General features: G+C 68.6%; 23 protein-coding genes. 11 read left to right on the top strand and 12 right to left on the bottom strand.

What is annotated here, in order from left to right; genetic code table 11:
• Positions 1–101 precede the first annotated feature (101 nt).
• Positions 102–1,163 (top strand): c-type cytochrome biogenesis protein CcsB, encoded by a 1,062-nt coding sequence (ccsB, locus tag LK10_RS18930; RefSeq protein WP_043127325.1) that lies wholly within the window; start codon positions 102–104, stop codon positions 1,161–1,163.
• 107 nt (positions 1,164–1,270) lie between these two features.
• Here ccsB and LK10_RS18925 read toward each other — a convergent pair whose 3' ends face one another.
• Both LK10_RS18925 and LK10_RS18920 read right to left on the bottom strand, forming a co-directional pair.
• Complete coding sequence (locus tag LK10_RS18925) at positions 1,271–2,245, bottom strand: carbohydrate ABC transporter permease (protein ID WP_043127323.1); 975 nt, start codon at positions 2,243–2,245, stop codon at positions 1,271–1,273.
• Positions 2,235–3,218, bottom strand: coding sequence for a carbohydrate ABC transporter permease (locus LK10_RS18920; RefSeq protein ID WP_043127321.1), 984 nt, complete (start codon positions 3,216–3,218; stop codon positions 2,235–2,237). The genes LK10_RS18925 and LK10_RS18920 overlap by 11 nt, the downstream gene beginning before the upstream one ends.
• A 272-nt stretch (positions 3,219–3,490) precedes the next feature.
• Here LK10_RS18920 and LK10_RS18915 point away from each other — a divergent pair, with 272 nt between their 5' ends.
• The gene (locus LK10_RS18915) at positions 3,491–4,789 is read left to right on the top strand and encodes an ABC transporter substrate-binding protein (protein WP_043127318.1); all 1,299 of its coding nucleotides are present in this window, start codon (positions 3,491–3,493) and stop codon (positions 4,787–4,789) included.
• A 30-nt stretch (positions 4,790–4,819) separates the two neighbouring features.
• Here LK10_RS18915 and LK10_RS18910 read toward each other — a convergent pair whose 3' ends face one another.
• The gene (locus tag LK10_RS18910) at positions 4,820–5,086 is read right to left on the bottom strand and encodes a PLDc N-terminal domain-containing protein (protein WP_043127316.1); all 267 of its coding nucleotides are present in this window, start codon (positions 5,084–5,086) and stop codon (positions 4,820–4,822) included.
• A gap of 25 nt (positions 5,087–5,111) precedes the next feature.
• On the opposite strand from LK10_RS18910, the gene LK10_RS18905 reads away from it, so the two are divergent.
• Complete coding sequence (locus LK10_RS18905) at positions 5,112–5,450, top strand: DUF4229 domain-containing protein (RefSeq protein WP_231567847.1); 339 nt, start codon at positions 5,112–5,114, stop codon at positions 5,448–5,450.
• Positions 5,451–5,519: 69 nt separating this feature from the next.
• Here LK10_RS18905 and LK10_RS18900 read toward each other — a convergent pair whose 3' ends face one another.
• The 4 genes from LK10_RS18900 to LK10_RS18885 are packed head-to-tail and all read right to left on the bottom strand — an operon-like array spanning position 5,520 to position 9,093.
• A complete protein-coding gene (locus LK10_RS18900; protein ID WP_043127313.1) occupies positions 5,520–6,398 on the bottom strand; it encodes a 1,4-dihydroxy-2-naphthoate polyprenyltransferase in 879 nt (292 codons plus the stop codon).
• A gap of 45 nt (positions 6,399–6,443) precedes the next feature.
• The gene (locus LK10_RS18895) at positions 6,444–7,628 is read right to left on the bottom strand and encodes an AMP-binding protein (protein WP_043127310.1); all 1,185 of its coding nucleotides are present in this window, start codon (positions 7,626–7,628) and stop codon (positions 6,444–6,446) included.
• A 37-nt stretch (positions 7,629–7,665) separates the two neighbouring features.
• Positions 7,666–8,628, bottom strand: coding sequence for a 1,4-dihydroxy-2-naphthoyl-CoA synthase (locus LK10_RS18890; RefSeq protein ID WP_197061998.1), 963 nt, complete (start codon positions 8,626–8,628; stop codon positions 7,666–7,668).
• A 27-nt stretch (positions 8,629–8,655) separates the two neighbouring features.
• Positions 8,656–9,093: a VOC family protein gene (locus LK10_RS18885; RefSeq protein WP_043127307.1), complete on the bottom strand. Its 438-nt coding sequence runs from the start codon at positions 9,091–9,093 to the stop codon at positions 8,656–8,658.
• Between the two features lie 199 nt (positions 9,094–9,292).
• On the opposite strand from LK10_RS18885, the gene LK10_RS18880 reads away from it, so the two are divergent.
• On the top strand, positions 9,293–10,927 hold the full coding sequence (locus LK10_RS18880) for an ABC-F family ATP-binding cassette domain-containing protein (RefSeq protein ID WP_081998686.1): 1,635 nt from the start codon (positions 9,293–9,295) through the stop codon (positions 10,925–10,927).
• Here LK10_RS18880 and LK10_RS18875 read toward each other — a convergent pair.
• On the bottom strand, positions 10,880–11,638 hold the full coding sequence (locus LK10_RS18875) for a CPBP family intramembrane glutamic endopeptidase (RefSeq protein WP_156144267.1): 759 nt from the start codon (positions 11,636–11,638) through the stop codon (positions 10,880–10,882). The genes LK10_RS18880 and LK10_RS18875 overlap by 48 nt on opposite strands.
• A gap of 139 nt (positions 11,639–11,777) precedes the next feature.
• Here LK10_RS18875 and LK10_RS18870 point away from each other — a divergent pair, with 139 nt between their 5' ends.
• From LK10_RS18870 to LK10_RS18855, 4 genes are all read left to right on the top strand, one after another.
• Positions 11,778–13,004 (top strand): acetyl-CoA C-acyltransferase, encoded by a 1,227-nt coding sequence (locus LK10_RS18870; RefSeq protein ID WP_043127304.1) that lies wholly within the window; start codon positions 11,778–11,780, stop codon positions 13,002–13,004.
• Entirely contained in the window at positions 13,004–13,795 is a 792-nt protein-coding gene (locus tag LK10_RS18865; RefSeq protein ID WP_043127301.1) for an enoyl-CoA hydratase/isomerase family protein, read from the top strand. Before LK10_RS18870 ends, LK10_RS18865 begins: the two co-directional genes overlap by 1 nt.
• 104 nt (positions 13,796–13,899) lie before the next feature.
• Complete coding sequence (locus LK10_RS18860; RefSeq protein WP_408021471.1) at positions 13,900–14,706, top strand: 3-hydroxyacyl-CoA dehydrogenase family protein; 807 nt, start codon at positions 13,900–13,902, stop codon at positions 14,704–14,706.
• Between the two features lie 79 nt (positions 14,707–14,785).
• On the top strand, positions 14,786–15,496 hold the full coding sequence (locus tag LK10_RS18855; protein WP_043127298.1) for a tyrosine-protein phosphatase: 711 nt from the start codon (positions 14,786–14,788) through the stop codon (positions 15,494–15,496).
• A gap of 30 nt (positions 15,497–15,526) precedes the next feature.
• Here the strand turns inward: LK10_RS18855 and LK10_RS18850 are convergent, their stop codons facing one another.
• On the bottom strand, positions 15,527–16,318 hold the full coding sequence (locus tag LK10_RS18850) for a GDSL-type esterase/lipase family protein (protein ID WP_052207585.1): 792 nt from the start codon (positions 16,316–16,318) through the stop codon (positions 15,527–15,529).
• 193 nt (positions 16,319–16,511) lie between these two features.
• On the opposite strand from LK10_RS18850, the gene paaZ reads away from it, so the two are divergent.
• Entirely contained in the window at positions 16,512–18,626 is a 2,115-nt protein-coding gene (gene paaZ / locus LK10_RS18845; RefSeq protein ID WP_043127295.1) for a phenylacetic acid degradation bifunctional protein PaaZ, read from the top strand.
• Positions 18,627–18,663: 37 nt separating this feature from the next.
• Entirely contained in the window at positions 18,664–19,068 is a 405-nt protein-coding gene (locus tag LK10_RS18840; RefSeq protein WP_043127292.1) for a VOC family protein, read from the top strand.
• A gap of 72 nt (positions 19,069–19,140) precedes the next feature.
• Here LK10_RS18840 and LK10_RS18835 read toward each other — a convergent pair whose 3' ends face one another.
• On the bottom strand, positions 19,141–19,713 hold the full coding sequence (locus LK10_RS18835) for a COG4315 family predicted lipoprotein (RefSeq protein WP_043127290.1): 573 nt from the start codon (positions 19,711–19,713) through the stop codon (positions 19,141–19,143).
• A 217-nt stretch (positions 19,714–19,930) separates the two neighbouring features.
• Between LK10_RS18835 and LK10_RS18830 the strand changes: the two genes are divergently transcribed.
• The gene (locus LK10_RS18830; RefSeq protein WP_043127288.1) at positions 19,931–21,418 is read left to right on the top strand and encodes a CoA transferase; all 1,488 of its coding nucleotides are present in this window, start codon (positions 19,931–19,933) and stop codon (positions 21,416–21,418) included.
• A gap of 171 nt (positions 21,419–21,589) precedes the next feature.
• Here LK10_RS18830 and LK10_RS18825 read toward each other — a convergent pair whose 3' ends face one another.
• Positions 21,590–22,690: a lactonase family protein gene (locus LK10_RS18825; protein WP_043127284.1), complete on the bottom strand. Its 1,101-nt coding sequence runs from the start codon at positions 22,688–22,690 to the stop codon at positions 21,590–21,592.
• 137 nt (positions 22,691–22,827) lie between these two features.
• On the bottom strand, positions 22,828–23,054 hold a 227-nt coding region (locus LK10_RS18820), incomplete at its 5' end, for an HPr family phosphocarrier protein (RefSeq protein WP_043127283.1).

The raw sequence follows: 23,054 nt of genomic DNA, 5'->3' as shown, positions 1-23,054 counted from the left end.
CTCGCGAAGGCGTGGAATGTTGCCGACCCGGCATCCGGCGCTCCAAGGGGAGCCGCGCAGGCGCAGAATAGGACTCAGTCAACCTCAGAGAAGGACATGTGATGCCTCTCAACCAGACCCTCGGCTCCTACAGCGAACTCTTCATGCTGCTTGCCGCCGGGACGTACGTCGTCGCCTTCCTCGCGTTCGCGTGGGACATGGCGACGAGCGGCAAGACCGGTCAGCGGGACGCCGGACGCCTCGCCGAAAGCAAGGCGGCAACCAAGGTTCCCGCGATGGCCGGCGCCTCGACCGGCGCGGGCGGTGCGAACGACGCCGCGGGCCGTGTGCCGTCGTCGTCCGCGGCTTCGTCCCGGGTCGCCACGGTGGCCGACTCGGGCCTCGGTTACACGACTCGCCGCAATGCGGCACGCGTGGGCGTTGCGATCAGCATCATCGGCCTCGTGATCCACGGAGCCGGCGTCGTGACGCGTGGCATCGCGGCGGACCGTGTGCCGTGGGGCAACATGTACGAGTTCTGCACGACGGGCGCGTTCCTCGTGGTCGCTGTCTTCCTCCTGACGCTCATCAAGCGTGATCTCCGCTTCCTCGGCACGTTCGTGCTCGGCCTCGCTGTCATCATGATGGTGGCCGCTGCCGTCGCGTTCTGGACCCCTGTCGGGCACCTCGTCCCCGCACTCCAGAGCTACTGGCTCATGATCCACGTCTCGATCGCGGTGCTCTCTTCGGCGCTCTTCACCCTCACGTTCTCGATGGGGGTCCTCCAGCTCATCCAGTCCCGCCGCGAGGGGAAGATCGCGGCCGGGGCCGTGGACCGCGGTGGATTCCTCGGGCTCGTGCCGAGCGCTCTCACGCTCGAGACTCTCAGCTACCGCATCAACACCATCGCGTTCGTGGGCTGGACCCTCACCGTCATGTTCGGTTCGATCTGGGCGGAGAAGGCCTGGGGCCGTTTCTGGGGCTGGGACACCAAGGAAGTGTGGAGCTTCGTGATCTGGGTCGTGTACGCGGCCTACCTGCACGCCCGTGCCACCCGCGGGTGGACCGGGACGCGGGCAGCTTGGCTCTCGATCGTCGGGTACCTGTGTGTGATCTTCAACTTCACGGTTGTGAACATGTACTTCTCGGGCCTGCATTCCTACGCTGGCCTGCCGACGTCGTAGTTCCCTCGCCGACGTCGTAGTTCCCTCGCCTTAACGTCCAATGGTCACGTACCGACGGTTATAACCGTCGGTACGTGACCATTGGAGGTTAAGCGGGGGCGGGTTGCCTACTTGATGCCGGTCGTGGCGATGCCCTTGATGAGGAACTTCTGGCCGATGAGGAAGGCGATGAAGACGGGCAGGAGCGAGACGACGGACATCGCGAACATCGCTCCCCAGTCGGTGCTGGACTGGGCGTCGACGAAGGCCCTCAGGGCGACTGGGACGGTGAACACGTCGGGCGACGTGAGGTAGATGAGCTGGCTGAAGAAGTCGCTCCAGGTCCAGATGAACGTGAAGATCGTGGTCGTGGCGAGGGCCGGGGTCATGAGGGGCAGGATCACGCGCAGGAAGATGCGGGGGTGGCCTGCGCCGTCGATCCGCGCGGCCTCGTCGAGCTCGCGGGGGATGCCGCGGATGAACTGGACCATGAGGAACGTGAAGAACGCGTCCGTGGCCAGGAACTTGGGCACGATCAGGGGCGCGAACGTATTCACCCAGCCGAGCTGGGAGAACAGGATGTACTGCGGCACGATCACGACGTGGATGGGGAGCATGATCGTGACGAGCATGGCAGCGAACATCCACTTCTTGCCCCAGAAATTCAGCCTGGCGAACGCGTAGGCGGCCATTGAGCACGAGACGAGGTTGCCCACGACGGCGCCGAGGACCACGATCGTGGAGTTCAGCAGGTACGTGGCGAACGGGGAGGTCAGGGCGTTCCAGCCGTTGGCGTAGTTCTCCGGGTGGGCCTGGGTGAGCCAGAGGCCGGGCGCGCGGAAGACGTCGTCGCTGGGGCGGAACGAGGAGACGATCATCCACAGCAGCGGGTAGATCATCACGATCGCCGTGGCGATGAGCACGGTGTGCTTGAGGACGCTCTTGACCCGCTGGCGCGGGGTCGCGGCGTAGTCCCCGCCGCCGGGCCGCCGCGGGGCCCGCGAGGGAGCCCGCCTGGTGCGGGATTCGGACGACGCCGGGGCGCTGGCTGTGGCGTCGGCGGTGACGCGGTGTGCGGTGTGCGGGGCTGCTTCAGTCGTCATAGAACACCCAGAATTTCGATGCGTAGAAGTTGATGGCGGTGAAGGCGCCGACGATGACCAGCAGGACCCAAGCCATCGCCGAGGCGTAGCCCATGTCGAACTGCCCGAAGCCGCGCTGGTAGAGGTACAGGGTGAAGAACATCGTCGAGTCGGAAGGACCGCCGGTGCCGCCCGAGACGATGAACGCCTGCGTGAAGGACTGGAACGCGCCGATGATCTGCAGGACGAGGTTGAAGAAGATGATCGGGCTCAGCAGCGGCAGGGTGATCTTCAGGAAGCGGATGACGCGCCCGGCTCCGTCGACGGCGGCGGCCTCGTAGTACATCGTGGGGATCTGCCGCAGGCCGGCCAGGAAGATGATCATGGGGGAGCCGAACGTCCACACGTGCAGCAGGATGATGCTGCCGAGGGCCGTGCTGGGGTCCGAGATCCAGCCCGGCCCGTGGATCCCGACCATCGCCAGGAGCTGGTTGACCAGGCCCGAGGTGCCGAACATCTGCTTCCACAGGATCGCCACCGCGACCGAGGAGCCCAGCAGGGAGGGCAGGTAGAAGATCGAGCGGTAGAACGCGAGGCCCTTCAGGCCCTTGTCCAGGGCCATCGCGACGGCAAGGGCCAGGCCGAGCTGGAGCGGGACGCCGACGATGACGTAGGTCAGCGTCACCCCGAGGGAGTTCCAGAACCGGCCGTCGCCGAACATCCGGGTGAAGTTGTCGAACCCGATGAAGTTCGGGTCCTGGATCAGGTTGTAGTCCGTGAACGAGAGGTACAGGGACATCACCATCGGCCCGATGGTGATGCACACGAGGCCCACGATCCACGGGGCCAGGAAGACGAACGCGGCGCGATTGTCCTTCTTCGAAACCTTCGCACGCGAGCCCTTCGGCTCTGAGGTGCCGGAGGCGGCGCCGGCGTCCTTGCCGCGCCCGCCCTTCTTCTTTCCCAAGGTGCCGAGTTCGGCAAGCGCGCTCATGTCATGAAACCTTTCATCGACGCTGCTCCGGAGGGGAGCTGCAGTGCGGGACGGGCGTTGGGCACGGGTCTGTCCTCCTTGGTTCGGAATGCGCTTTCACGCAAAGATAGGGCGGCTTCCGGATGGCGTCAAGGGATGAGGGCTCCCTTGCAATATCAGGTGGAATGCGTTTTCCTTAGGCCTTGACGCTGAATGTGACCTCGGACATACTCAGTGAACCAGAAACCGATTTCTCAGGCAACGCCTCCGCCCCTCGAGACCATGGAGAGACAATGACGACTCTGACCCGCCGATCGGCGCTCAAGCTCTTTGCCGGAACCGCAGCAGTGGGGGTCCTCGCCGGCTGCGGGACCAACAGCGGGAAGAACGCCGACGGCTCCGTAACGCTCCGTTTCTCCTGGTGGGGAAACGACGTCCGGAACAAGCAAACCCAGCAGGTGATCGACGCGTTCCAGAAGGCCCACCCGAACATCAAGATCCAGGGCGAGCCGGGCGTGTGGTCGGGCTACTGGGACAAACTCGCGACCCAGACCGCAGCGAATGACGCACCGGACGTCATCCAGATGGACCTCGCGTATATCGCCGAGTACGGCGGCCGCGGCGCGCTCCTGGACCTCTCGAAGCAGAACCAGCTCAACCTCTCGGCCTTCGACCAGAACACCATCAAGGCGGGGCAGTACAACGGCAAGCTCTATGGCATCAGCACCGGCCAGAACGCCCTCGCCGTCTTCGCGAACGTGAAGGTCTTCCAGAAGGCAGGCGTTCCCATCCCGGATGACACGAAGTGGACATGGGACGACTATCTGAAGACCGCTCAGGCTCTCGCTACCGGGGCCGGAAATTACGGCTCGTCCTACGGCATCACGGATCAGAGCCTGAGCATCTGGCTGCGCCAGCGGGGCGAGCAGCTCTACACGCAGGACGGCAAGACCGGCTTCACGGTGGACGGCGTCGCCTCCTTCATTGCGTTCCAGAAGAAGCTCCTCGACGCGAAGGCCGCCCCGCCGGCGAGCGTCGCGCAGGAGGACACCGGTGCCGCTGTCGAGCAGACGCTCGCGGCGACGAATAAGACCGGCATGTCCTTCTGGTGGACGAATCAGCTCGGGGCGCTCGAGAAGGCCACCGGCAGCGACATCAAGCTCCTCCGCGTCCCGAGCCAGGACGGCAAGGCGCAGGATGACGGGCTCTTCTACAAGCCCTCGATGTACTGGTCGGCCTCATCCCGGTCCAAGCACCCGGCCGAGGCGGCAACGTTCATCGACTACCTCGTCAACAGCCCCGACGCAGCAAAGGTGATCACGACCGAGCGCGGCTTCTCGACGTCTCAGGCCATTCAGGACGCGATCAAGCCCCTGCTCACTCCCACGGACAAGGCAGCTCTCGACTTCCTCACGGAGATCAAGCCCGAGCTCGGCCAACCGCCCGCCGTCCCGCCGACGGGCTCGAGCAGCGCGGCCAACGCCCTCGGGCGCCACGTCACGGACGTCCTGTTCGGCCGCGCGAGCGCTCAGGATGCTGCGGCCGCCTTCAAGACGGACGCCGACAACATGATCAGCAGCGCCCAGAAGTAGCGCGGCGAAGCCGCGCAGTGCGGCCGGAAACTAGAGGCCGCGGAGGAAGTCGGGGTCGTCGTCCGGCGCCATCGGGCGGCGGCCCCCTCCGCCCCCGCCGCTCTTGGGCGGTGATCCCCGGCGCGGGCGCCCGAAGATGAACCAGAGGGCGCTTCCGAGGGCGGGAAGCACGGTGATCAGGAACCAAGCGGCCTTCGGCAGACCCCCGCGCACTGCTCGCCGATCGGCCATCGCACAGTCCACCATGGCGTAGAGCCAGGCGGCGAGAATGGCGATGATGGGCAGAAGGCGGGCCATCCCTCCATTTTAGTAAACTTGACCAGTGGCATTCTTGAAGTATTCCCTCGTCCGTGCAGCCCTCTTCGTGGTTCCGTTCGCCGTCTTCCTGCTGCTCGGCATTGGCGGAGTGCTCTCGGCCGTCTACGCGTGCATCATTGCGTTTGCGGTGAGCTTCCTCTTCCTCCGCGGGCAGAGGAACGCTGCTGTCTCGGACGTCAGCGACGTCTTCGGGGGGCGCAAGAAGGTCCGTACCTCCGTCGAGGAGGAGGACGCCGAGGCCGAGGACGCGATCGACGAGGCCCAGCGCGTCGAGGAGGAGTACCCCGAGATCCCGGACCCCGAGGCCGCCAACGAAAAGAAGCAGACCAACAACGGGGCCTGACGAGCCGGGGGCAGAGCCGCTGGGAGGCGGAGCCGCTGGGAGGCCCCGCCGGGGGCGGAGCCGGCGGAACTACGCGCGCCCGAGCACCTCAGCCACGCCGAACAGCAGGCTGAAGCCCAGGTTGATGAATCCCGTCTGCTGCAGGACCGGGATGAGCCCGGGCCCGGCCGTTCCGGAGAGCATTGTCCGCGAGGGCACGGCAGCCGCCGGAATGAGCACGAGCACGAGCAGCATCCACGGGTTCGACGGCGTAAGCAGTAGGGCCGCGAGGATCGCGATGCCCAGCATGGCCGGGTACGAACGCCGTGCGGCGACGTCACCGAGCCGGACCGCGAGCGTGCGCTTCCCTGCGACACGGTCGGTCGGGATGTCCCGGACATTGTTGGCCATGAGCAGCGCATCAGCAATGAGACCCGTTGCGACTGCCCCTGCCCACGCGGCGCCATTGAGCGTGAGGGCCTGTGTGTAGGTCGTGCCGAGCGTCGCGACGAGGCCGAAGAACACGAACACGAACAGGTCCCCGAGGCCCAAGTAGCCGTAAGGCCGCTTGCCCCCCGTGTAGCCCCACGCGGCGAGCACCGAGAGGGCGCCGAGGATGATGAGCCACCACGTCCCGGAGAGCGCAACGAGCACCAGCCCGAAGAGGGCGGCGGCGCCGAAGGAGAGGAAGGCCGCCCGCTTGACGGTGCCGGGAGCCGCGGCGCCACTCCCCACGAGCCGGAAGGGGCCCACGCGGTTGTCGTCCGTCCCACGGATCCCGTCGGAGTAGTCGTTTGCATAGTTCACCCCGACCTGGAGCATGACCGAGACCAACGCCGCGAGGAGCGCGTTGAGCGGCCTGAACGAGCCGAGGCCGTAGGCGGCGGCGCTGCCGACGATTACCGGCGCGATGGCCATGGGAAGGGTCCGCGGGCGCGCGCCGTGGACCCACTGGGCGGTAGTTGCCAAGAGTGTTCCTGAGGGTGTCGATGTGATGGGCGAGATAAGGGGTGGCTAGGCCGGCGGTCCCTCCGCGACGTGGGCGCGGGCGAGGACGAGCGCGAGCGCCTGGCGGTCCAGCTTGCCGTTGGGGAGAAGCGGGAGCGCATCGAGCACGAGCCAGGTCTTGGGGGCCAGCCGGCCCAGGCGTTCGACGGCGGCAGCTCGCACTGTGCCGAGCGCGAGGTCGCGTTCGGCCGGCGACGCGACGTCGCCGGTCGCCTTGAGCACGATCGCCGCAGCGAGCGCCTGCCCCCACTCAGCATCCCGCACGCCGGCGACGAAGGCCTCCCGCACGCCGTCGACCGCCTCCAGCTCGGCTGCCACGCGCGCAGCAGACGCTTTGACGCCGCCGGTGATGACGACGTCGTCGACCCTTCCCAACACGCGAAGCTGCCCGTCCGCGGTGAGCTCGCCGAGGTCCGAGGTGACGAACCAGCGCTCGCCGTCCTCCTCGACGAAATGCGAAGCGCTCAGCTCGGGGTCGCCCACGTAGCCGGCGGCGACGACGGGACCACCGAGCCGGATGCGGCCATCCTCCACGAGCCGCACGGAGACGCCCTCGAGCGGGAAGCCGTTGTAGACGCACCCGCCGCACGTCTCGGCCGAACCGTAGGTGGTGACGACCTTGACCCCAGCCTCGCTCGCGCCTTCGAGCAGCCCCGGCGGGATGGGGGCCCCGCCGATCAGGACTGCGTTGAAGCGCCGCAGCAGCTGGGCGAGCCGCGGTGATGGGTCCTCGAGAAGACGCCGCAATTGGGTCGGCACGAGGGACGTGAAACGGATCGGATCCGTGAGCTCGGATGCCGCGGCTTCAAAGGCCTCAGGCGTGAACCCGTCCGAGAGGTCCATCTCGATGGGCCGAGTCCCCGCAAAGAGGGACCGCACGAGGACCTGCACCCCCGCCACATACTCGAGAGGCAGCGCGAGCAGCCACTGCCCCTCGCCGTGCAGCGCGAACGCCGTGCTCATCGAGGACGCCGCGAGCGCGTCCACGGTCAGGGCTGTTGCCTTCGGCGTGCCCGTGGACCCCGAGGTGCGGACGACGACGGCGGTCCCCTCGGGCAGCGATTCCGCCGCTGCCGTGGGCCGCCACGTGCGCCAGGCCTCGGAGCGCGTCCCGCTCGGGCCGAACTCGACGGCGGGGCCCTCCGAGGCGAGGGCGGCGGCGAGCGCCTTGAGGACGGGGTCCAGGCTCATGAGGTTCCTTCCCGATCAGACACTCGTTGGGGCCCGATCAGAAGTAGTACGGGAAGGCGGACCAGTCAGGCTCGCGCTTCTGCAGGAAAGCGTCGCGGCCCTCGACGGCCTCGTCTGTCATGTAGGCGAGCCGAGTGGCCTCGCCCGCGAAGACCTGCTGGCCCGCGAGGCCGTCGTCTGCGAGGTTGAACGCGAACTTGAGCATGCGGATGGCCTGCGGCGACTGGCGGGCGATGTCCTGGGCGTACTCGAGGGCGACCTCTTCGAGGCGGGCATGCTCGACCGCCTCGTTGACGGCACCCATCGCGACCATATCCTCCGCCGAATACTCGCGGGCAAGGAAGAAGATCTCCCGCGCGCGCTTCTGGCCGATCTGGCGCGCCAGCAGCGCCGAGCCGTACCCGGCGTCGAACGAGCCCACGGTGGCATCGGTCTGCTTGAAGCGGCCGTACTCGCGCGAAGCGATCGTGAGGTCCGCAACGACGTGCAGCGAGTGGCCGCCGCCGGCAGCCCAGCCGTTGACGACGGCGATGACCACCTTGGGCATCGTGCGCATGAGGCGCTGGACTTCCAGGATGTGGAGCCGGCCTGCGCGGGCCGGATCGATGGTCTCGGCCGTCTGGCCCGTCGCATACTTGTAGCCCTCCCGCCCCCGGATGCGCTGGTCTCCGCCCGAGCAGAACGCGTGCCCGCCGTCCTTGGGGGAGGGGCCGTTGCCGGTGAGGATGACCGTGGCGACGTCGGGGGTCATGCGGGCGTGGTCCAGCGCGCGGTAGAGCTCGTCGACGGTGCCGGGGCGGAAGGCGTTCCGGACCTCGGGACGGTTGAAGGCGATGCGGACCGTTGGGAGGTCGCGCGTTATAGCGCCGGCCGAATCCCGCTCGACCTGGCGGTGGTAGGTGAGGTCCTCGAAGTCGAAGCCCTCGACCACACGCCATCTGGTCGGGTCGAAGATATCGGAGACTCGCTCGGGCAGGGCAGGCGCGGCGGAGGCAGTCACGCCTGAAAGTCTAGTCGGGCCCCTCGGCTACGAAATGCAGAACTCGTTTCCCTCGGGATCCGACATGGTGTACCAAGAATGCGGCCCCTCGGCCGCCTCCCACAGGAAGGTCGCACCGCGGGCCTCGAGCTTTGCTCGGACCGCGTCCTTGTCATCGCCGTCGAGCCGCACGTCCCAATGAACGCGGTTCTTCGCGGTCTTCGCCTCGGGCACGGCCTGGAAGAGGATGCGCCTGCGGTCGCGGCTGCCGAGTTCCTCCTCGGGGGCGATGGCCTGAGCGCTCGCCCACACGAGGACCCCGTTCCGGATCGTCGTCTCCTCCTCCGTCGCGTAGCCCTCCGCGATCATCTGCCGGATGAAGTCTTCGTTGCTCGGTTCGACCGCCCAACCGAGCGTCTCGGCCCACCACTCGGCCTGCGCGTGCGGGTCGTAGGCGTCCACCACCATCTGAATCCGATATGCCATGGCTCAAAGCTAGGCTCGAGTTCCCTCCCCGGGAAGGGCGAGTTGGTGCCGCCAGCTCGTCAAGCGGACAGCCTTCGTCCCCACGCTTGACACTCGCGGCACCCGCCCCCAGTCTTGAACGCATGGTCCGCTGATCGCTTCCCTCACCAAATATGTCCAGGGCACACGTGTGCCCACGCGACTTCCGAAGCGAGGCCTCATGCGACCCTTCTCCGGCCCGAATCGTCATTCCGGCCCGAACCATCATTCCGGCCCGACGCGTCATTCCGGAGCCGTCCACGTCACCATGTCCGGCGTCTCCCATGGGTACGGCGACCGCCTGCTGCTCGACGCCGTCGACCTCGTCATCGCGGACGGCGAGCGGATCGCCGTCGTCGGCGAGAACGGCGCCGGGAAGTCGACCCTCCTGCGGCTCCTGGCGGGCGAGGAGCGGCCGGACGTCGGTGCCGTCGCTGTCCACGGCCGTGTGTCACGGCTCGCGCAGACCCCCGACGCCGCCACCACCATCGGCGAACTGCTCGCCCGGGCCGAGGCGGCCGGCGACGAGGACGACGGCGGATCGGCCGCCGGCGTCCGCGTACGGACAGCATTCGAGCGGCTCGGCGTGGGCCACCTCGCACGCGGTGGCTTGGACCGGAGGCTCGCGGACCTCTCCGGGGGAGAGTCCGAGCGGGCATCCCTCGCTCTTGCGCTCGCCGATCCGGCACCGATCCTGCTCCTCGACGAGCCCACCAACCACCTCGACGCCGACGCGGTCGCGTGGCTCGAGGCCGAGCTCGCGGCCCGTGCCGGGATCGTGGTCGCGGTCTCGCACGATCGCGAGTTCCTCGGGCGGTTCGCGCGGGCCATCGTCGAGGTGGACGCGGACCGTCGCGCCATCCGCCGCTACGGCGAAGGCTACGCAGGCTACCGCGCCGAGAAGCTCCGCGAGCGCCGAGCGTGGGAGCACGAGTACACGGAGTGGGTCCAGGCGAAGGAACGCGAGCGGGCGAAGGCGGCATCTGTGGCGGGGCGGGTCGCCTACGGACGCATGACGGACAAGGACAAGTCGGGGTTCAACTACTTCGGGCAGCGCGTGAGCGCGGCCGTGGAGAGCCAGGTCCGTTCGGCTCGCGAGCGGTTGCGGCGGCTCGAGTCCGAGCCGGTCATGCCGCCGCCGAGGCCGCTGCACCTCGCGGCGGCTTTCGCGGTGGATCATGGCGCGTCCGTCGCACTCCGCGGTGCCTCCGTTCCTGGGCGGCTCCGCGCGGTCGACGTCGAGATGCCCGCGGGTGGGCGGCTCGCCGTGACCGGCCCGAACGGTTCCGGGAAGACGACGCTGCTCGGCATCCTCGCGGGCCGAGAGCGGTTCGAGGGCGTCGCGGAGGTGAGGTGCGCGGAGGGATCGTACGACGGCGAGCCCGCGGCCGCCGTCGTCGGCCTCCTTCCGCAGGAGCTCGCCAAGCCGACGGACCCGCATGCTCGTCTGCTCGCGGCCTATGCGGCGGGACTCCCCGGCGATCTCGACGACCACGCCGAGCGGCTCCTGCATCTCGGGCTGTTCCGCGTCGAGGACTTCTTCGTGCCCGTGGGCTCGCTCTCCGCGGGGCAGTACCGGCGCCTGGCTCTCGCCCGGCTGCTGTCGGTCCAACCGGAGCTGCTGCTCCTCGACGAGCCGAGCAATCACCTCGCGCCGCTCCTCGTAGGGGAGCTCGAAGAGGCACTCGAGCTGTACCGCGGGACGCTCGTTGTGACGAGCCATGATGCGGCCCTGCTGCGCTGGTTCGGTCGGCTTGGCGGCAGCGAGCTACGACTGGAGCGAGGAGAGGTTCAGCGAGTACAGCAGCACCACTGAGAGCAGGTTCTTGAGGCCGTGCAGGGAGATGCTGAAGGCGAGGTTGTTGCCGGTCCACGCATACGCGAAAACGAGCACGGCCCCGAGCCCCAGGTAGGGGGCCAGCGTCTGCATGGTGAAGGCGGAGCTGCTGAGGACGTGGAGCGACGCGAAGAGGACCGTCGAGAGGACGTAGCAGACCCAGCGGTTCAGGTAGAGGCTGAGCTTGCCGATCATGAGGTGCCGGAAGATGAACTCTTCGACGAAGGGGCCCAGGATCACGAGCAGTGGAACGGTGAACCACCACGGAACGCCTTCCACGACGGTCTGGACGCTCTCCTGATTCTGCGAGATCTGGGCGCCGCCTGCGAGGCTCACGGCAATCGCTGTCACGACGAGCATCGCGACCAGCATGAGGGGCAGGATCCCGATGGTGAACCACGGGCGGGAGGCGAGGATTCGCACGTCCCGGGAGACGTAGGCGTGTGCGGCGACGACGGCGACGATGAAGACCACTCCGTAGACCGCGAGGTTGAGGAGATAGGAGCCGGCGACGGGGTTTGCCCGGAGCCATGCGACGTCCTCGAGCGGCAGGAAGGCCGCGGCCAGGGGGAGGAAGGCGTAGAGGACGACGGCGAGGGCGTCGGTTCCCGTGAACCGCCCGAAGCGCCGCGTCGGCGCCGGGTTTCCCGGGCGCCGACGTGCAGGGGGCATCGAATGTACAGTGCGCATTTGCCGATGAAACGAGCGGGCAGCCGAGAGCGTTCCGGCGTCACGGGTTGACCCTGCGGGCGTCGCGGGTAATCTTTATAGAACGAACGGTCGGTAATTCAACTCAAGCCGGTCGGTGACTTGACTCAAGGATGTGCTCATGGCTGAGGCCTTTCTGATCGGCGGCGCCCGGACCCCGGTGGGCCGGTATGGTGGCTCCCTTTCCTCTGTCCGTCCGGATGATCTCGCGGCGCTGACCGTGAAGGCGGCGGCGGAGAGGGCCGGCATCGACCCGGCGGCCGTGGACGAGGTGATCCTGGGCAACGCGAACGGGGCGGGGGAGGAGAACCGCAACGTCGCGCGGATGGCATGGCTTCTGGCTGGCTACCCTGACTCCGTGCCGGGGATCACGGTGAACCGGCTGTGCGCCTCTGGGCTGTCGGCGATCATCATGGCCTCGCATATGGTCAAGGCTGGCGCGGCCGATCTCGTGGTCGCGGGCGGGGTCGAGTCGATGAGCCGCGCCCCGTGGGTCATGGAGAAGCCCTCGACGGCGTTCGCGAAGCCGGGTGCGGTGTTCGATACCTCGATCGGGTGGCGGTTCACGAACCCGGCGTTCCTCTCGGGGGAGCTCTCCCGCGATGGGAAGGCGACGTTCTCTATGCCGGAGACCGCCGAGGAGGTCGCCCGGGTGTTCGAGACCTCCCGGGAGGACTGCGATGCGTTCGCGGTCCGCTCGCACGAGCGGGCGATCGCGGCGATCGGGGCGGGGCGGTTCGCGGAGGAGATCGTGCCGGTCACGGTCACAGGGCGGAAGGGTGCCCAGACCGTGGTGGACACCGACGAGGGCCCGCGCCCGGGGACGAGCATGGAGGTCCTCGCGAAGCTGCGCCCGGTCGTAGCCGGCGGCTCGGTGGTGACGGCCGGGAACGCCTCGAGCCTGAACGACGGCGCATCGGCGATCGTGGTCGCCTCGGAGGCCGCGGTGGAGCGCTTCGGGCTCGCCCCGCGGGCGCGGATCCTCGATGGCAGCTCGGCCGGGGTGGCCCCCGAGATCATGGGCATGGGCCCGGTACCCGCGACCCGGAAGGTGCTCGAGCGGGCCGGACTCTCGGTAGGCGACCTGGGCGCTGTGGAGCTGAACGAGGCTTTCGCCTCCCAGTCGCTGGCCGTGATGCGCGAGCTCAAGCTCGACGAGGAGATCGTCAACTCCGACGGCGGAGCGATCGCCCTGGGGCACCCGCTCGGCTCCTCGGGTTCCCGCCTCGTTGTGACGCTGCTGGGGCGGATGGAGCGCGAGCTGGCGGGGGAGTCGCGCAAGCTCGGGCTCGCGACGATGTGCGTCGGCGTCGGGCAGGGCACGGCGCTGATCGTGGAGGGCGTGTGATGGGGCTGGACGCGTCCGGGTTCACCACTCTGCGGGTAGAGGACCGCGAAGACCGGGTCCACGTGCGGCTCGATCGTCCCGAAGTCCGCAACGCGATCGACCAGGCGATGGTGGATGAGCTGCACGCGGTCTGCGCCTACCTCGAAGCCAACCCCAAGGTGCTCATCGTCTCGGGCACGCCCGCGGATACGGGAGCGGGCACCAAGGGGATCTTCGCCTCGGGGGCGGACATCGCCCAGCTGCGCGAGCGCCGTCGTGATGACGCCCTCGCCGGGATCAACTCGACGATCTTCGACAGGATCGCGAAGCTGCCCATGCCGGTGATCGCCGCGCTCGAGGGCTACGCGCTCGGCGGCGGCGCCGAGCTCGCCTATGCGGCCGACTTCCGGATCGGCACCCCGAGCCTTCGGATGGGCAACCCGGAGACCGGTCTGGGGATCATGGCCGCAGCGGGGGCGACGTGGCGGCTGCGCGAGCTGGTGGGGGAGCCGCTTGCGAAGGAGGTACTGCTCGCAGGGCGGGTCCTGAACGGGCAGGAGTGCCTTGACGCCGGCCTGATCACCGAGCTCGTCGAGCCGGAGGAGCTGCTTGCGGCTGCGGACAGGCTCGCCGACCGGATCGCGGCGCAGGATCCGCTCGCGGTGCGGATCTCCAAGGCCGTCTTCCACACGCCCCGCGAGGTCCACCCGCTCATCGACACCCTGGCCCAGGGAATGCTCTTCGAATCCCAGGCCAAGTTCGACCGCATGCAGGCGTTTCTGGACAAGAAGGATAGGAAGAAGCAGCCATGAACATCGAAGACGCCCTCAACGAAGCCCTCGGCGAGAACACCGCCCCGCCGGTCCCGCTTGCCCCGGGCCTGCCCGCGACCGTCGGGGTCCTGGGCGGGGGCCGCATGGGAGCTGGGATCGCGCACGCGTTCCTGACCAAGGGAGCCAAGGTCGTCGTCGTCGAACGCGATGCCGAAGCAGCCCGGGGCGCACGCGACCGCGTCGAGTCCTCGGTGGCCGCCTCGATCGAGCGCGGCGCCGTCAGCGCGAGCGCCGAGGCACTCCTCGCCGACTTCGCGACCTCGGTGGACTATGCAGACTTCGCGTTTTGCGACCTCGTCGTCGAGGCCGTCCCCGAGGACCCCACGCTCAAGGCCACCGCCCTGGCCGCTGTCGAGGAGCAGATCTCCCCGCACGCCTACCTCGCAACCAACACCTCGTCGCTCTCAGTCACCGACCTCGCCGCGGCGCTCGCCCGGCCTGGCCAGTTCCTCGGCCTGCACTTCTTCAACCCTGTCCCGGCATCGACCCTGATCGAGGTCGTGATCGCCCAGAGAACGGCCGAGGAGACGGTCGACGCCGCACGGCGGTGGGTCGAGGCGCTGGGCAAGACCGCCGTCGTCGTCAAGGACGCCCCCGGCTTCGCCTCCTCCCGCCTCGGAGTCGCGATAGCCCTCGAGGCGATGCGGATGCTCGAGGAGGGCGTCGCCAGCGCCGAGGACATCGACAACGCAATGGTCCTCGGCTACAAGCACCCCGTCGGCCCGCTCAAGACCACCGACATCGTCGGCCTCGACGTCCGGCTCGGCATCGCCGAATACCTCCACAAGACCCTCGGGGAACGCTTCGCCCCGCCGCAGATCCTCCGCGACAAGGTCGCCGCCGGGGATCTCGGCCGCAAGACCGGCAGGGGCTTCTACGACTGGGCCTGAGCACCTCGTCCGGCGGGGCCTGGCCACGGGTCGCATGGGAAGTGGCCACTCGTCGGGGAGGGGCGGGTAAGGTCGACGAATGGATGACGCCGTCGCTTGGGAAGGTGCCGTGAACGCCCGCCGCGTGCTCGGCTCGGTCTACCGGATGGGCCGGAGTGAATGGCTCACCGAGCGGGGTTGGCGGCAGATGCACGACGACGGCGTCCGCACCGTGATTGACCTGCGGAACCCCGGCGAACGGCGGCGCAGGCCGACCGACCCGGCGGTGGCGGCCGAGGCAATGGCCGGCATCGACGTCGTCAATGCGCCCACCGAGGATCCCGAACACCCCGAGCTCGCGGACCTGTTCGCGCGGCAGGTCGCTCCGTACCTCAACCACCCCAACGGGTATGCGGGGGTGGTCCGGCTCTTCCCCGAGCGGATCGCGTCGGTCTTCCGGGCCATCGCGGAGGCGCCGGCGGGCGTCGTCATCCATTGCTCGGCGGGCCGCGACCGGACGGGGATCATCGTGACCCTGCTGCTGCAGCTCGCGGACCCCGCGGTCGCGCGGGAGGCGGCCGCGGCGCAGTATGAGGCGAGTGTCCGGAGCATCAACGAATGGCACCGGATCAGCCCTTTCAAGCACCCCTATGAGCGGTATCAGGAGGCCGAGGAGCTCGAGCCGATCCTCGCGGAGCGCCAGGCTGCGCTCGCCGAGTTCGGGGCTGGCATCGACGCCGAGGAGTACCTTCTGGAGCACGGTCTCACGCGCGAGGAGCTAGAAATGGTGCGGGCGAAGCTGCAGGAGTGAGCTCATGCGCGCTCACTCCTGCAAACGGCCTCACCGTACAAACGGCCTCACTGACGGCACATACCCGAGGGCGTAGCCTCTCGCGGTGGGATGGAACGAGGCCGGGTCGCCGGGGGTGTAGGGGTGGATCCACGGCGAGGGCGAACCGACCCCGTGCCCCAGGAAAGCCCACGTGACATCCGCGTAGGAGGCCTTGTCGCCGAGCGCGGTGAAGGCGATCGTCGAGTTGAGCAAGGCCGTGGCGCCATTGATCTCCGCGGCTACGGGCTGCTCGGAGGCCGGCAGCCCCGAGACGGTGAACAGCATCGGGTAGCCAGTGAGCGTGATGTGCGCGGCGGGCGCCTGGGCGCGGACGGCCGCGATCGTCGCGCGGAGCTTCCCGGGCAGCTGCGGCAGCAGGACGAAGACCGAGTTGTACAGTGCGCTCGAGCAGGCCGTCGAGGAGGGGTTGGTCACGCAGGCCGCCGTCACTTGGGCGTCTCCTACATCATTCGCGCCGACCGTGATCGTCACATCGCGCACGCCCGGTGGAACGAGCGGCGCCTGCGTTGCGATGACGTCCGCGGTCGTCGCGCCGTAGCAGCCGAGGTTTGCGCCAGCGCCCAACAGTGCGGGGTAGGAGCCGGCCGTCTGGAGGCACTGGTTGAGATAGGCGCCGCCGCCGGTTCCCGCGGCGATCGAGTCGCCGAGCGCAACGTACGACGGCGGGGGCGCGGCTGCCGCGGGGAGTGCGGCGGCTCCGGTTATGAGGCCGAGGGCCGCGAGGACGGCCAGCAGGATCCGCAGGATTCGGGGAGATTGGGGACGGCTCGTGGCAACCATGGCGCAACGATAGGACGCCTCTCGCGGTTCCACTAGGTGCCGAGCAGCCTTTCAACGGCCCGATCCCATCTCGCGCGGCTCCCACCTGTTGTGTATTCTAGTGCCATTACCGAACGGCCGGTCAGTAATTGGCACTCGCAGTGCCGAGTACCGGCCGATTCCCGGAACCCCGCATCGGAAGGAACCGTCGACGATGACCACTGCCGCGGCAGAATCCGTCCAGACCACGATCGTCCCGAGCTATGTCCTCGACGCCTGGTGGACCCCTGAGGCTGGCGCGGCAGGCAAGCCGGCCGAAGTCCGCGACGCGAGCACCGGCGAGCTCCTCGCTGCGGTGAGCACCGAGGGCCTCGACCTCGCCGCCGTCGTCCGTCATGGCCGCACCGTCGGGCAGGCGGGCCTCGGCGAACTCACCATCCACGAGCGGGCGCTCAAGCTCAAGGAACTCGCGCAGTTCCTCAACGGCCACCGCGACGAGATCTACGAGCTCTCCTACAAGACCGGCGCGACCAAGCTCGATTCGATGGTCGACGTCGACGGCGGGATCGGCGTCCTCTTCACGTTCGGCTCCAAGGGCCGGCGCGAGCTGCCGAACAGCCAGGTGATCGTGGACGGCCCGATGGAGACCCTCTCGCGCGACGGCTCGTTCGTCGGCGAGCACATCTACTCGCGGATTCCCGGGGTCGCGGTCCAGATCAACGCCTTCAACTTCCCCGTCTGGGGAATGCTCGAGAAGTTCGCGCCCGCGTTCGTGGCGGGTGTTCCCACCATCGTGAAGCCGGCCACCCCCACGGGCTACGTGACCGAAGCGGTCGTTCGCCTCATGATCGAGTCCGGCATCCTCCCCGCAGGCTCGCTCCAGCTCATTTCGGGCTCGGCCCGCACGCTCCTCGACGAGCTCGACTACCGCGACATGGTCTCGTTCACCGGCTCGGCTTCGACCGCGAACCTGCTCAAGTCGCACCCCAACGTCGTTCACGGAGGCGTCCGCTTCACCTCGGAGACGGACTCGCTCAATGCCGCGATCCTCGGTCCCGACGCGGAGCCCGGCACGCCGGAGTTCGATGCGTTCGTCCGCTCCGTCGTCACTGAGATGACCGTCAAGGCTGGCCAGAAGTGCACCGCGATCCGGCGCACGATTGTGCCGAAGCAACTCGTGGAACCGATCGTGGCGGCGATCGGAGAGCGCGTCAGCCAGAAGGTTGTCCTCGGCGATCCCCGTGCCGAGGGCGTGACGATGGGGGCGCTCGCCTCTCTCGGTCAGCTCGAGGACGTGCGGGACGCCGTCGAGTCGCTCGTCGCTTCCGGCGCGCAGATCGCGTGGGGTTCGCTCGACGCCCCCGAGGTCGTCACGGCCGACGGCGGCAAGAAGACCGTGCCCGACGGCGCCTTCATGGCCCCGGTCGTCCTCACCTGGAACGACGTGCGCGCCGCGGCCCTGCACGGTACTGAGGCGTTCGGGCCGGTCTCCTCAGTGGTGGGCTACGAGTCCATCGAGGAGGCCATTGAGCTCGCGGCACTGGGCTCGGGTTCCCTCGTCGCAACGGTGTGCACGAACGACCCCGAGACTGCCCAGGCGCTCACGCTCGGCATCGCTTCCCACCACGGCCGCGTGCTCGTGCTCAACCGCGAGGACGCCCGCACCTCGACGGGCCACGGCTCGCCCGTCCCGCACCTCGTCCACGGCGGCCCCGGTCGCGCGGGCGGTGGTGAGGAGCTCGGCGGGATCCGCTCCGTCAAGCACCACATGCAGCGGACGGCGATCCAGGGCTCGCCCAACATGCTCACGGCCGTGACTGGCGTGTGGCACACGGGCGCGGACCGCCACCTCTCGGACCCCGCCGATCCCGCAACGCACCCGTTCCGAAAGTCGCTCAAGGAGCTGCGTGTGGGCGACGCCGTCCGTTCCGAGCTGCGCAAGGTGACGCTTGAGGACATCTCGCACTTCGCCGAGAAGACCGGGGACACATTTTACGCTCACACAAATGAAAAGGCAGCAGCCGCAAACCCCTTCTTCCCGGGCATCGTGGCGCACGGGTACCTCCTTGTGAGCTGGGCCGCGGGCCTCTTTGTCTCCCCCGAGCCGGGACCCGTCCTTGCCAACTACGGCCTTGAGCACCTTCGCTTCTTGACCCCCGTACCCGCGGGCGATTCCATCCGCGTGACGCTCACCGCCAAGCAGATCACGCCGCGGGTCACCGACGAGTACGGCGAGGTCTGCTGGGACGCCGTGATCGAGAACCAGGACGATGAGATCGTCGCAACCTACGACGTGCTCACCCTCGTCGCGAAGGAGTGGCCCGCTTAAAATTGTGGGCGTCAGTTCACCTTCGTGGAGGTGTGCCATGACTCTGGCAACACGACCCGCAACCACCATCCTGACCGTAGCCGACGAGGCTCGTGCCAAGGACTTCTACGGGGGAGCCTTGGGGCTCCCAGTCCGCGGAAAGGACCCGACCGGGATGTTGATCCTCGGTCTGGACGGATCCGCATCGCTCGGCCTCATGGTGGACCCGCAAGCGGTCCACACCGGCCACACCGCCCTCACGTTCGAAGTCGACGACCTCGAGACGGCGATGACGGATCTCGAACAGCACGGTGTGCACTTCGAGGACTACGACCTTCCCGACCTCAAGACGGATGAACACCACATCTTCGCCGCGGGCGACGAGCGTGCCTCGTGGTTCGTGGATCCCGATGGGAACATCCTGTGCCTGCATCAGGGCGGGGCGATCGAATACAACATGTGAACTAGCCGTCCGCCGAGGCCTCCTTGCACGGACGACGACGGAGGGCCGGGCTGGGTGCCCGGCCCTTCCGTCTCACTTCGAGAGCGGCGAGGTCGGGCTCGGCGAGCTCGTGTTGGTGGAGCCAACATAGATGGGCGAACCATCAGGCGCGAGCACGTACCAGACGCCCGCGACGCCCTGGCCCGTGGCGGATCCAGAGCCGTTGTCCTTGGCGTAGTAGTAGATCGGCAGGCCGTTGAGCGTGACCTGCTTGCCGCCGTCGGCCGCCGGCATGCTGCCGACCTTCGCCGTGATTCCTTGGACCTGCGGAGGCTCGGAGCCGCTCTCTACGGCCGGCCACAGGAGGGCGCAGCCGCCGAGGCAGACGCTCTTCGACTCGCCCGCGTTGTCGAGCGTGTAGATGTAGACCGGCGTTCCATTGGCGTCGACGATGATCTTCTGGCCATCCACGGTCGCCGTCTTGAGGCTCGTCGTCGTCCGCGATGACGCTATCGGTTCCAGATTCCCGGCCGCGTAGCCGCTCGCGGAGGGCACGGGGGCCGAAGACGTCGGCGAGCCTGCGCTGCCGGCACCACACCCGGACAGCGCCAGAAGCGCGGCCGACGAGACCGCGGCCAGAGCGAGGGACCGGTGCTTGAGCTTCATGCTGACGCCTCCCGATGCTGCAGTTGGGGCGACGACCGAATGCCGTGCCCGTGTGCCTCCCACTGAAGCCCTACCCCCAATGGTGCTCCTGACACGCAATGGTGCTCCTGGCACGTGAAGAGCTGTATGGGCCAGGCAGGTCGTGCCGGTTTTTCTCACTGATGCCAGTCTCTGCTCAGTCGTGCCAGTCTTTTCCCAGTCGTGCCAGTCTTTTCCCATGAGCCACGCCGATCTGCTCACTCTGCGTCGCTTCCTCGCTCCCGTGCTGGGCGAGGTGCCGGAGCCCGAAGATCCTGGGTCCGCCGACTGGTGGGAGGGGCCCCGCCGCTGGTGGAGCGGTCCGCTCGATGTCGAGGGCCTCGCCCTCGGCTCGCTCGGCGCCCTCGTTGCTGCCCTTGAAGCCCTCGCGCGTGTTCGCGGTCTGGGCGCCCGCGGGCTGGGGGCCCGCGGACTGGGAGCTGGGGCCTTGGCCGGCATATCGACGTCGTCCGCTCTTGTCTCCGCATCGTTCGGCTCGATCAGCCATCTCCGCGTCGACGGCGCGCCGCCCGACGTATGGGCCCCGCTCTCGGGTTTTCACGCCACGGGGGACGGGTGGGTCCGGCTCCACGCGAACTACCCGCACCATGCTGAGCGCTTGCTCGCGGCTCTTGGCCTTGCCACGGCCGAGGGGTTCGACGCCGCTCTCCGCGAGCGGAACGCCCTTGAGGTCGAGCGGGACGTGCAGGCTGCGCGCGGGGTGGCCGGTGCCGTCCGCTCGCCCCAAGAGTGGGCTGCCACGCCTATGGGCCAGACGGCCGCGAGCCGTCCATGGATCGATTTCACGCTGGAGAATGGGACTCCGCGGCTGGCTTCTGAGGCTGTCCCGCTCGCTACCGCCGAGCAGCCCCTCGCTGGTGTGCGCATCCTCGACTTCACGCGGGTCATCGCGGGCCCGAGCGCGACGAGGCTCCTCGGCGCCCTCGGGGCCGACGTCCTGCGCGTCGACCCGCCGCAGCTGCCCGAACTGCTCGACCAGCACATCGATACCGACTTCGCCAAGCGCAGCGCGCTCGCGGACCTGCGCACCCCCGAGGATCTCGCTCGGGTTCGCGAACTCGCGTCGGAGGCGGACGTCGTGTTCTTGGGCTATCGCACGAGCGGCCTCGAACGTTTCGGGCTCGACCCGTTGTCGCTCCGGGCGGTTCTTCCCCACCTCGCGGTGGTCTCCCTCAACGCGTGGGGACGCGAGGGACCGTGGGCCGATGTGCGGGGCTTCGACAGCATCGTGCAGGCGACGAGCGGCATCGCCGAGATTTACGGCGCCCAGCACGACGGCGGGTGGCACGACGGCGGCTGGCACGAGGGCGGGCGGCACGACGGCGGGTGGCGCCCGGGGGCGCTGCCCGTCCAAGCACTCGACCACTCGACCGGCATGGGTATGGCGGCCGCAGCCGTGGCGCTCCTCGCGGCAAGGGAGCGAGGCGTGACGGGCTCGGCCCACCTCTCGCTCGCCACCACTGCGGCCCAGCTCCTGCGATCCCGGCCGATGCCGCCAGACCAAGAGCCGAGTGCCGTCCTAGAGGTTCCTCTCCGGCACGCCCAGAGCGCGTACGGTCTCCTCGACTTCGTCCCGCCGCCGCTGCGCGTTGCCGGGCAGCAGCTCGAGTACCCGCATCCTCCCGAGCTCTACGGGACGGCAGACCTCCGCTGGCGTACTGCCTAGCCCTGAAACCACGTCCGCGGCCCCCGCATCTGGGTGGCCCGCATCTGGGCGCCTGCCCCGCACTTGTGCGCCCGCCCCGCATCTGGGCGCCTGCCCACCCGCGCTTATGCGGGCCAGGGCGCCTCATGCGGGCCAGGGCGCCCGAAGCCCTGTCTCAGTGGGGCCAAGTCGTCAGGCAGGGGCCCAGCATTCAATCCATAGCGGGCCACCCGAGGTGCGCGCGCGAGACTGGGGGTCGAGTGAGCCGTCATCGCCGATCCGATAGGCCGTCACATGGTCAGACCGTTCGCCGCAGACGAGCAGGAACCGCCCCGAGGGATCAATGGCCATGCCGCGGGGCTGAGCTTCAGTGGGCGTGCGGCCCAGGTATTCGAGGAGGCCGCCGCCATGGACGGCGAAGGCCGAGATCGTACTCGTCGAACGCTCGCTCGCGAACAGGAAGCGGCCGTCCGGGGTGAGCCGCAGATCCGCGCACCAGATCACGCTCTGCCCAGGATCCTGGGTGCTGGGGGAGCGGACCGCGCCTGGCGAGAGATCGAGGCCGTCGACGGCGGAGACCACCTGGAGCAACGCCAGATGCCCGTTCTCCGCATCGCGCTCGAAGACGGACACGTCGCCCGAGAGTTCGTGGAGCACGTACACGCGGTCGCCCGCGGGGTTGAACCGCAGGTGCCGCGGGCCGGATCCGTGTTCGACGGCGACGTGGCCGCTCGCTGCGATCGCGCCGTCGTTCGCCGCGTGCTTCCGCGACGCCTCGACGGCGAACCAGCTCACGCGGTCATCGCCGAGCGATGCCGCGTACACGTACTTGCCGTCCGGGCTCACGACAGCGCAGTGGGTATTCGCTCCCGATGCGTACGTGCTGACACCGCCGGCCTCGGCCTCGGCCTCGGCCTCGGCCCCGGGAACGGGAAACCGGATGAGCCGGTCCTCGTGGTAGGAGGCGCCGAAAAGCTCGCGCCGGTCTGGAGTGAGGGAGACGTAGCACGTCGTGACGGGCAGCTCGCGCGTCCCGGCGCTCGACGCCGCGCCCGAAGCAGCGTCGAGGGAGAGGGCGACGACGCGCGGCGGCACCTCAGGCGACGGCCGGTCGATGTTGCACGCCGCGTAGAGTGTCTGGGCCTCAGGGTCCAGCGCCATCGACGAGGCGTGGGACAAGCCCTCGGTCCGGCCGATCCGTTCAAGGACGCCGGAGTCTGGGTCGAGGTCGAAGACATCGACGGTGCCAGCCGCCGCGCACGCAATGTAGACGAGGGACCGGGACGCGCTCACTCCTTGCAACGCTTACTCCTTGCACTGGACGACGTTTGCACTGGATGACGTTGATGGCGATGTTGACTTCGCACAGTTCATCACAGGCTCGGGCCCAGTGGGGGGTTTAGGGTGACGGCGCGGCCGGTCCGGGGTGGTTATTGGGCGTCGTGGTCGGTTTCGAGGATGGTGACGAGGTGGTCGAGGGCTTGGTCTGCGTTGGGGCCGGTGGCGCGGAGGGTGACTTTCTGGCCGTGTTCGGCGCCGAGGGACATGAGGGAGAGGATGCTGGAGGCGTCGAGGGCTTCGTCTTCGGGGTCGCCTTCTTTGGCGATGGTGACCTCGATGCCGGTCTCGGCGGCGGCTTCGGCGAAGATCGCGGCGG

This window comes from Sinomonas humi, from assembly GCF_000802235.1.
Taxonomy (GTDB): domain Bacteria; phylum Actinomycetota; class Actinomycetes; order Actinomycetales; family Micrococcaceae; genus Sinomonas; species Sinomonas humi.
The sequence above is the reverse complement of the archived record's forward strand: the minus strand, read 5'-3'. Positions and strand labels throughout refer to the sequence as shown.